The sequence below is a fragment of the Methanosarcina sp. A14 genome (assembly GCF_001729375.1).
GTDB lineage: Archaea > Halobacteriota > Methanosarcinia > Methanosarcinales > Methanosarcinaceae > Methanosarcina > Methanosarcina barkeri.
In genome coordinates this window covers 1-10411 of sequence record NZ_LZPK01000368.1, presented here as the reverse complement: position 1 = coordinate 10411, position 10411 = coordinate 1, and the positions used below count along the sequence as shown (strand labels likewise).

Genomic DNA, 10411 nt, shown 5'->3' with positions numbered 1-10411 from the left:
TGGACAAGATATGGTTTCCTTTATCCCTTACGCTCTGGGTAGCCGCCATATCGTCTATTCTTGTACTTTGCAGTGGCGTAACCATAGCTTACGTGTTTGCAAGGCGTGATTTTAGGGGAAAATGGCTTGCGGAACTATTCGTGACCCTTCCCCTTGTCCTCCCTCCCACTGTAATTGGTTACCTTCTTGTGATCCTGGTGGGAAGAAATGGGGTTCTTGGGCAGACGATTTTCAATGTTCTGGGAACCGGGGTCATGTTTACCTGGCAGGCAGCAGTTATTGCGGCGTATACTGTTTCCCTTCCCCTCATGGTACATACCGCGAAAGCTGCCATTGAAGGAGTAGACAGGGAAATAGAGTACGCTGCCTATATCCTTGGAAAAAGTGAATTTGAGACTGTTCTGCAAATAACACTTCCTCTTGCAAAAAAGGGAATACTGGCAGGACTGATACTCAGTTTTGCCAGGGCTATTGGAGAATTCGGGGCAACCCTCATGCTGGCAGGAAATATCCCGGGAAAAACGAACACAATGTCGATTTCAATATACAGCGCATTTCAGGCAGGCAATAACGAACTTGCCAATCTGCTTGTGTTGATCCTGGTCTTTATGTCCTTGCTGACCATTGCACTGACCGGCAGATTCGTAGAAAAACTTGAGGTATGAGATTGGGCATAAAAGTTGACCTTAAAAAACAGTATAAAGAAGCTGAAATCAATGGAAAAAAAAGTACTAAGAAAGCTTTTACAAGTACTAAGAAAGCTTTTACGTTAGATATCAGCTTTGAGATGGGAAACGAACTTGTCGTACTTTTTGGGCCTTCAGGATCAGGAAAGACCACGTTGTTCAAATGTATTTCAGGTATCACGGAACCTGATGATGGAAAAATAACTGTGGGAAGTAAAGTTTACTACGACAAAAACCAGAAAATTAACCTGCCCATCCAGAAACGCAATCTTGGCTATGTTTTTCAGAACTATACCCTCTTTCCTCACATGAATGTTAGAAAAAACATAGAATGCGGCCTCAAAGGCTGGGAAAAAGAGGACAAGGAAGTGAGGGTTGCAGAAATGCTGAATCTTATCCATATTGAGGAACTGGAAAACCGTTACCCTTCGCAGTTATCAGGTGGGCAGAAGCAGAGAGTTGCTCTGGCAAGGGCTCTTGCCCCCAAACCAGGGATTCTGCTTCTGGATGAACCCTTTTCCGCACTTGATATGGGAATAAGAACCAAACTTGCCGAAAGAATAAAAAATCTGCAAAACAAGATCGGAATACCATTGCTATTCATTACCCACAACTTTGAAGAAGCTTTCCTGCTGGCTGATAGAATTCTTATCTTATATGAGGGGAATGCACAGCAGTTCGGAACCCCGGAAGAAATCTTATATCACCCTGAAAACCGGCATGTAGCAGACCTCACAGGTTTATCAAACATTTTTGATGAAGCTAAAGTAGAAAGGTATGATGAAGAATCAAAAAATATAATATTAAAAAGTGGGGATATGAGAATAAAAGTAAAATCTCAAAACCTCAAACCTGGAGATAAAGTTTCCTGGGGAATATATCCCGAGAACATAACTCTTCTTTCACCGGATTCTGGTCCTGAAAATCAGAGTGAAAACATCTATTCTGCGCATGTCAATAGTATCATCAATAAAGGACCAAAAAAACGAATCACATTTAAGCTTGTCAGACAAAACAAAACTCTGATTGCAGAAGTTCCTGCACAGTTTGTTGATTCCATGAAGCTTTATGCAGGTGGTTTATGCCTAGTTAAACTGGAAACGAGTAAAGTGGTGGCATTCCGTAGCTTATAACTCGAAATTAACACGTAGATTAAAACTGGAAAATAACACATCTATTCTAACATATTCTATTTTGAGCAAGACATTTACATTCAATTTCTTAAAATTAAACTCTTATTTCCAGAAAAACATGATTTCTTGCCGTTAAGTATTTAATAGAGGAAAGATATTTGGGTATCCTTGTAAAGGGGCTGTGGCCTAGCCCGGCATGGCGATGGGCTCCAGCGGATAAATGATGAACAACGGGTATACTGAGTCTTTCCCGACGGGGTAAGATAATGAGGAACCGTTGGAGCACTGATAGATGCTCACCAGAAAACTGTATAAGCAGTTGTTCGGAGATACCCGTCGATCGTGAGTTCGAATCTCACCAGCCCCACGTTTTTTCTTTAATTTTACTTCTTTATACATATTCTTTTAAAATTCTTCTCCATACACATTTTTTAGTGTTTCCTTTTACGCTTATTCATTTTAGTGTTCATGTTTGTGCTGATTTATTACTGTTCCTCTTGTACTAATTATTTTAGCACTCCATTTTGTACTAATTATTTTAGCACTCCATTTTGTACTGATTCACTTAACACTCATTTTTGTACTGATTCACTTAACACTTAAATGCTAATAAACACTAATTCGGCGCTCAAGGATCTAACATTTTTATACTTCAAGAAGAGGAGAGTTTTAAGAAGTAATACTTTACATAGCTCCCCAAAAATTAATACTCTGCAAGTCAATCTTCTTCTACCTGCTCAAACTTACAAAAACCTGCTCAACAGCAAGTGAGGTTCTTATTTTGAGACGCGAAAAAGAAGAAATAGCTGTCCTTGTCAGAGCCACTCCTGAAAAAAGTAAAAAAGATGGGGACGGACATGCCGTTGGAGTTATCGGCATCAATAAACATGGAGAACTGCTCAGGCTCTACCCCCTGGGATTCAGATACGGGGAAGGATTGGTTGATTTTCGAAAGAATGACCTGCTTGAGGTCACGGTTACTAAACCTGAGCACGATGTCAGGTGGGAAAGCAGGAAAGTCCTCAGTCATATAAACCTGGAAAAGCCCCTTAAAGAAAGAGAAATAAAAGAGCTTGTCCTGCCGCTCGTAACATCTATTGAAAAGCTGAATCTCGAAGGAGCAAGCCTTGGAGTAGTAAAGCCTGAAATCCTGGATTTAGAGATAAAGGTTAACAGCACTGAAGTTTATGACCGGCAGCAGTATTTTAACCTCATAGGAGATTTTCTGGAAAAAGGGGAAAAATCCGCCCGAGTGCCTGTCGAGATAAAGTTTTTCTTCATGTGTAAGGTAGAAGAGGCCTGCAGGGGGCATAAAATAATCCTGCTCGACTGGGAATTCAATGAAACCGTACGGAACATTATAAGAGAGGAACAGGAACCGGCAGCCATAGAAAGAAAAATAGAAGAGTATTTCTCGAACCTCATGAAAGAAAAGGAACTTTACTTCATCATGGGAACGCATTTCACGTATGGGACCTGGATGATAACAGGGCTTTTCTGCCCGGAAAAAAACGGTAAGCTTCAAAGCAGTCTTTCCGGATTTTAAAAACAACATGAGAAAAGAAAAATTGGTTAGAAAGTTAGAAAAAATGAAGAGAAGATTGATCTAAGATACGCTCTAAACTTAATCATTAACCTAACCAAATAATGAACCTAATTAAATAATTGACTTAGGTAAGTAATTAACTTAGGTAAATAACTAACTTAAATAAATAATCAACCTGGTTAAATAATTAACACATTTAAATAACTAACCGAACTCAGTTATAGAATTTCTAATCCTTCAAGCTCTTTTTCCAAAAAAGCTTCCAACCTATCCATACCTTCCTTTATATTATCGATGCTGTTGGCATAGGAGAACCGCAGATAACCTTCTGCCCCGTTTCCGAAATCGATTCCGGGTGTAACTGCAACGCCTGCTTCGTTAAGAATACGGCGGCTCAGTTCCAGAGAGTCGCTACCGTACCTGCGAGCGTCGGCAAGGACATAAAAGGCTCCCATCGGCTCTTTGCGGACTTCAAGACCCATTCCGATAAGCCTTTTCAACATGTACTGGCGACGTTTGTTGTAAGTACAAACCATCTCGTCGACGTGATCCTGCGGACCTTTAAGGGCTGCGATTCCTGCCTCCTGGACAAAGGAATTGGCGCAGATGAAAAAGTTCTGGTGAATTTTCTGAATTGCACGGACGCATTCAGGAGGACAGATAATATAGCCGAGCCTCCAGCCGGTCATAGCATATAATTTGGAAAAGCCATTAAGGACAAAGGCGTTCTTTGTGTATTCCAGAATAGTATGATCGTCACCGCCATAAATCAAACCCTGGTATATCTCGTCCGAAACAATAGGAATTCTTTTTTCATCCGCGATCTTGGCAAGACCCTGTAAGTTTTCCGGAGACATGACATGCCCTCCAGGATTTGAAGGACTATTAATCAGGATGGCTTTAGTATTCGGGCTCAGGCACTGCCTTACGGTTTTCGGTTCCAGGGCAAACCCGTTTGCCTCGCTTGTGTAAACAAAAACAGGAGTTCCACCCAGGTATTTCACGAAGTTAGGATAGCAGGCATAATGGGGGTTTGACATTATAACTTCGTCCCTTTTCTCAAGCAGAGCCATAAACACAATCAAAAGAGCCGGACTTGTGCCGGATGTTACAATAATCTGGTCCGGACTCAGTTTGACTCCGAACTTCTGCTGGTAGGATTCGACGATTGCCTCTCTGAGCGAAGGAAGTCCCTGACTGTGAGTGTATTTTGTGGCGCCCCGGCGAATGGCAGCACAGGCAGCTTCACAGATATGGGGAGCTGTAGGGAAATCAGGCTCTCCTACCTCAAGGTGGATTATGTGTCTTCCCTCAGCTTCCAGAGCCTGGGCACTTTCCAGCACTTCCATCACATAGAAAGGAGGGATATCTTCAGATTTTTTTGATAAGATGCATTCGGAATTTATTGAAAACATAGAAGACCTTCTGAAAATCAATTATTGTGAGAGGAGCTGAAATAAAAGCAAGTAACACTGTTGATGTTATATCTGAAACTGCGTATGCTTTCAAGATTTAAATATTCTATGGGAAAAAACAAAATCAGAACTGAGAAAATATAAATAAAAAAGTCGAATCCTGAGAAGCCTGAAATGGAAAAAGATAACACTGGAGAAAACAGAGAAAAAAATTAGTTCCTGGTATGAAATCAGTTTATAAGACCGAAAACAGTTTATAAAATAGCTTAATTTCTTGGCATGATTTTTTCGAGAACTTTTACATCCAGATCACTCCAGCCCTGGCTTTCAAGTATTTTCGCAAAATCTCGCTGGAAAACCTGGAACTTTTCAAGATTTTCAGGAATAATATTAAGGAAGTCATAGTCTCCATATGCCCCTGCAAAAAAGGAAGAAACCGTTTCCTCAAGCTTTTCCTCTATTCTCTGGGGATACCAGAACCCATCCCGTGAGAGCAAGACAAGGTTTGGATCTGGAACCGGTACATCTTCAGAGTAAATAAAAAACCCTATGGAAACCTCTTCCCCGTATTTTGCAAGAACCAGTTTATTCTCAAACCCGGATTTCTGAAGCTTAAGGAACCATTCGCCCTTCAAAAGATCAGAAACTTCATTGATAACACCATGGACCTTGAGTATTTTTTCTGCCATCTGCTGTATCTCCAGGATGAAGTTTTTACGTTGCTCTTCAGGCATCTCAAGACAGGACATACAGCCTTCACCGGCCGGAACCCCAGCATACTGAACCTCTTCTTTACCGAGTTTTTTCGATTCTTTGGAATTTCCTTCAGATTCTTTTTCTGCTTCCCGCTGAACATCGGGAACAGTATGCCATATCTTATTTTCAGGATCTTCTACCGTAACTCGCACCCCATATAGTATATAGTGACTACTCGTGAACTACCTTTCCCTATCTGATCCGGCTTCGCCAGATCATCTGAGTGAGAAGCTTCCCGAAGGTCATTAGGCCCAAAAAGAAATACCTAATGTTCCTTTCCTTCATTCCCCTCTCTACCGAGAGCGAGTCCAGAGGCTCTACCCCGCGTTCCGCAGGTGAAGAAATGTCAAAGTGAGATATGAGCATGATATACTTGAGATGCGTATAGCTTCTACCTTTCCGTAGCTTGAATTTCCCAATCCCTTTGGGTATTTTCAAAATAGCTACCATGTTCTCCAACTCCTCATCTTGGTTTTCGCATTTTGGTAGTGGTGTCAGTAGCATATATAATTAGACGGTAAAGTAGAAATAGCCATGCAGAATCAATAACAAAAGAAGGCAAGGAACTTGACGGCTCCCATCCCTCCCTGTCCGATCCGGAAAAACGGATCTACCGAGGAAGGGTTTTCTCGCCTTCAGAAGATATATATTAGGTACTACAACCCTTTTCACAAGCCGTTAAACAAATTGCTTGCAAGCCTTTTGAAAAAAGGCTTGAGCGAAAAAACCTAGCAACGTTTAAGTTTGATAACTTTATCCCCAAACCCTATAGGCGTGATCAACCGGCGCAACGGTTGCGGTTCAACGGTTGCGGTTCAACAGTTGCGGCTCAAGTCGAAATAGTTACTTTAAGCGTTCAGCTCTTCTGAAAAGGTTTTCAGGAGAGCGGTCCACTTCGTCACAGATGATCCTGTGGGGAATTGAGCCCGGAAGAATAGAGCAGGTCTGATTGTCCGTGCCCCGAAGCCCCCAGGTTTCGTCCGTGAGCAGGAAGTAGGAGTTTTCAAGCCTAACACCTTTTGCTTCCAGCGAAGAGAGAAAACGCGGGTCAGACAAGTCTTTCCTTATTTCTTCTGCGACTTTTACCTGCGTGCCCGGACCTCCTTTTTTAATTAGATAAAACCGGTCATTCGAGAGGATTTTATCCATTGTACGGATAATCAACCTGTAGCAGGTCTTTTTATTCGTGGATTTCTCGTTGACTTTCTCCAGATAAAAGATATTACGCCCATTTTGAGCAATATCGGAAAGAATGTCTTCTCTCCGGGAAAAAGACACCACTTCACAGGTGGGGATATTCAGGAAAAATACCGGAAATTTTTTAGATAAACTGTCTGCAATTGCCTGATTTACCTTTTCGCGTGGAATATATTCAAAATTAATGCTGAGATCCGGAAATTTCTTTTCGATTTCCGGCTTTTCCTTCTGGAAAACTTTTACGGCCTCAGTAGAATCATTATAAATGGTAATGTCCCTATCGCTTTCTGAAAAAATTTTAGAAAGAGTTACAGCGAAAGAAAGGGCCTTAAGTTCACAGTCAAGATTATTTTTAGGGGCACCGGGGACCTTTGTTGTAGACTGGTGGATCTGCTTGCCGTCCCGGAGCACAGTACAACCAATATAAGAGTCTTCGCCTTCATTAAAGGAAGAATCACAGTAAACCTCAAACATACTTATTTTCACCTGTTCAGTAGAAGATTTCATTGCAAACTGGATTAAAACGTAGGCCAAATGTATAAACAGTAATCTTACAAGATGGGCTACAAGATGGCAAATTAATAATTATGGCTATTGATAAAATATGATATTAGAAATATATAACTTATAAGTAAAATAAAAAATCAGGGTAAATGGAAGATAAGCTGGAAGAAAAACCAGGAAAGTAGAAAGAAACGTATCCTCTTCAAATTTAATGGAGTTTCAACTACCAAACAAATAGAATAGTTGTTCCATTTTCCCTTATCATATTTTAAAGTGAAAAAAACAGAATGAAGAGGTTGAATTCCTCAAGACAAAGACCCAGAAGCTTCGAGATGAAATCAACTTACTCAAAGGTGAAAAAGCCAAACCTAAGATTCTTAGTTCTAAAAAGAATGAAAATATTTCTTCTGAAAAAAAAGACAAAATCGAAAACATCATAGAGAAAAGAACCTAAATTTAAACTGGACAAAATAGAGATTCATCAAGTTGAGATATGTAAAGTTGATAGATCCATTTTACCCGGAGATGCGTATCCTAAAGGTTATAGGGATGTAATAGTTCAAGATATATTCATAAAGCCTTTGAACACAAACTACAGGATAGAGATTTTATTCTATTTCAGAACATAAAACGTATCCAGGTGAACTTCCAGGTAGTATAAAGGGTAAATTTGGTCATGGAATCAAATTTCTGATAATCACTCTTAACCATGTTGCTAATGTTTTAGAGCCAAAATTAATGCTGAAGCATTTGATCTGATGAAAACGTTTAATGTTTCCAAAATCTGGATGGAAAAGCTTTCTTCTTGTAAAAACAACATATTCAACGACGAGGGAATACATCGAAAGATGTGTCGAAAAATGCGTCGAAAAATGGATTGTATTTTTTTGCGTAGTGGATATAAAACTACTAGGAAGAAGGTTCCTTGAAGCCTGTGCAATTGCAACTATCATGACAGCAAAGAAACTGGGGATAAGTGCATATCAGTACATATGTGATAGAGTCGACAGTACATTTGAGATGCATCTCTGGCTCAACTAATCAGAAAAAAAGCTCATAGAATGGAAATTAAGGAATTTCCACTCAAATATGAAGAGGATACACATTTATTAATTTATCACTATTTTTTATTTTTAATATAATACCTAATTTTTACTAATTTTTTCTTTTACTATTTTTTTATATTTGTTCTCTTTAAACTTCTTTTCAATACTACATCTTGTTAATTTTTTATCATTAATTACTCTTGGTATATATTTTGCAGATTATATTCAACGTTAACAAAATTCGAAAGTTTTATGTATTATTTTTAGTATTATAAGTAACACTAAAAAATACTATACATATATTTTGTATTACCCATTAAATAATATTTTCTGTCAAGTGCTATTTTTATGGCCAGATTATGAAGACATTAATTTAATAAATTTGGAGAAAAAAAGCATGATAAAATCAGGTATAACAAATCTAAGGAGAATAAGCCCAAAATTCATTTATCTTGTTTTCCTGACAGCCCTTGTTTTGTCCCTTGGATCTGTTCCAGGAATGGCAGCTGAAGGTTGTCACTGTAACTCGAATTTAATGGGTCAGGTCTTTGCTGCAGCCGAAACAGATCTCGGAGCTGTTGGACCACAAAACACACTTATTATTACGGATATAGGCTCTCCTGCAGAGTCTTATGTTTTCCTGGATGATTTCTACTCAGAGTTTAATAACAGGAATCTTCTGTACACAAAAAATCTCCTCACTGTCGAGAACTCAAGAAATAGTCCCCTATGGTTTGCATTTTTCAATAAATGCAGCGGGAAATGTACTTATATCGAGGTCTCTTACGGAAACGAAAGTAATATTAGTTACAAGGTAACTGAAAACATAAACTTTGATAAGCTTTCGAAAACCAATGAATCGAGAGATGCATGGAGTGAAAAGGTAAACAATTCGGTATTTAACGGACACGAGTTTGCTGTTCTTACAATAGCTAATGCTTGGGCTACCGGAAAGCTCGACTATGAGCTTATGCAGTGCCTAGAACTGCACAATCATTTCTGTCCAGGAGTTTCCAGCGGTTACGTGCTTGCAAACTGGATGGAAGAAAACTATCCGCTTAAAGAAGGCGTGAGTTACACGGTTTTCTCCTGCCCTAACTGGTGCAAAGACGATGTTTTCGTAAAGCGCTGGGATGTGACTCCGGGAACAGGAGGTATCTGGGTCTCAGCATTAACGGATGACGAAACAGAAGCTCTTGGAGGTTCTCCTGCAGGCATCTTCGTGGTAAAGGATAAAAATGCCGGAACTATGAAAGCAGTAGTCCTCGGATTTGACTTTGACGTTGTCAATGCGAACTGTGGTGCAAAAGACACTGATCCGGGATGGGTCTCGAAATATTTAGCTGATCTCTGGCTTATGGATAAGGAAAATTGGGACACAGAAGGACTTGTTTCAGTAATTTCAGTAATGGATATCGATGCCGATACCCTGAGCGAAATGAAGCTGGCAGATAATAATCCTTATGTGGTTCTTGGGCTTCTTAATTCCACAGAGAGTACTCAGCCCTCGGAAAACTAAGCTAGTGAAATAGGCAATAAACTAAATGATTTAAACCCACAAAAAGTTTAATCAGGTATGTTTGAGGATTCCAGTAATCCTCATACCTTCCTCTTTCTCTTCCTTTTTTATTTTTTGTTGTTCGGACATTTTTCCTGAAATCCGTTTACTATCTTTCTGGCATGTTCCAATCTTCGAGTTTTTGACTGTTATGCATTTAGGTTATAGGGTAGAGTTATAGAATTATTTATTACCTAAACGCACATGAAATTCTTCTAATACAGGCACAAAGAAATGAAAGTACTTGAAAGAACTTTCATACCAAACGGAATTCTGATTAATAACACAGAATTCTTCATTATCAGAATAGGATTCCTTATATCAGGATAGGATTCCTTATTATCAGGATAGGATTCTTTATTATCAGGATAGGATTCTTTATTATCAGGATAGGATTCCTTATTAATAACTAATTATTTACTTATATAGGAGTTACGCAGTTGGCTCCTAGCATATTGTTTTTTCCAAACTTTCAAATATTTGAATTAATTTAACGTGTATTGGGGATTCCTTAAGTATTCTGTCACTGCCACTCTTCTAATTTTCATAGCACTTTCAAACCAGGATATT

Annotated in this window: 9 protein-coding genes and 1 tRNA gene; 6 read left to right on the top strand and 4 right to left on the bottom strand. The window is 39.3% G+C overall.

The window, feature by feature from the left end:
- The 4 genes from modB to A9239_RS16265 form a co-directional block, all read left to right on the top strand.
- Positions 1–665: molybdate ABC transporter permease subunit (gene modB / locus A9239_RS16275; RefSeq protein WP_255361969.1), on the top strand; the 665-nt coding region annotated here is incomplete at its 5' end.
- Positions 662–1819 (top strand): ABC transporter ATP-binding protein, encoded by a 1158-nt coding sequence (locus A9239_RS16270; protein ID WP_052712917.1) that lies wholly within the window; start codon positions 662–664, stop codon positions 1817–1819. The genes modB and A9239_RS16270, both read left to right, overlap by 4 nt.
- Positions 1820–1994: 175 nt before the next feature.
- Positions 1995–2186, top strand: a tRNA-Trp gene (locus A9239_RS19765).
- Between the two features lie 414 nt (positions 2187–2600).
- Positions 2601–3365, top strand: coding sequence for a hypothetical protein (locus A9239_RS16265; protein WP_048121643.1), 765 nt, complete (start codon positions 2601–2603; stop codon positions 3363–3365).
- 218 nt (positions 3366–3583) lie between these two features.
- Here the strand turns inward: A9239_RS16265 and A9239_RS16260 are convergent, their stop codons facing one another.
- The 4 genes from A9239_RS16260 to A9239_RS16245 form a co-directional block, all read right to left on the bottom strand.
- Complete coding sequence (locus A9239_RS16260) at positions 3584–4780, bottom strand: pyridoxal phosphate-dependent aminotransferase (RefSeq protein ID WP_048121645.1); 1197 nt, start codon at positions 4778–4780, stop codon at positions 3584–3586.
- 266 nt (positions 4781–5046) lie between these two features.
- Complete coding sequence (locus A9239_RS16255) at positions 5047–5688, bottom strand: hypothetical protein (protein WP_048121646.1); 642 nt, start codon at positions 5686–5688, stop codon at positions 5047–5049.
- 40 nt (positions 5689–5728) lie between these two features.
- Positions 5729–5986 carry a hypothetical protein gene (locus A9239_RS16250; RefSeq protein WP_048121648.1) on the bottom strand — a complete coding sequence of 86 codons (258 nt, stop codon included), beginning with the start codon at positions 5984–5986 and terminating at the stop codon, positions 5729–5731.
- Between the two features lie 393 nt (positions 5987–6379).
- Complete coding sequence (locus A9239_RS16245; protein WP_048121649.1) at positions 6380–7207, bottom strand: hypothetical protein; 828 nt, start codon at positions 7205–7207, stop codon at positions 6380–6382.
- Positions 7208–8008: 801 nt separating this feature from the next.
- Between A9239_RS16245 and A9239_RS16240 the strand changes: the two genes are divergently transcribed.
- Both A9239_RS16240 and A9239_RS16235 read left to right on the top strand, forming a co-directional pair.
- The gene (locus A9239_RS16240) at positions 8009–8278 is read left to right on the top strand and encodes a hypothetical protein (protein ID WP_048121652.1); all 270 of its coding nucleotides are present in this window, start codon (positions 8009–8011) and stop codon (positions 8276–8278) included.
- Between the two features lie 402 nt (positions 8279–8680).
- On the top strand, positions 8681–9802 hold the full coding sequence (locus A9239_RS16235) for an FmdE family protein (protein ID WP_048156212.1): 1122 nt from the start codon (positions 8681–8683) through the stop codon (positions 9800–9802).
- Positions 9803–10411 lie beyond the last annotated feature (609 nt).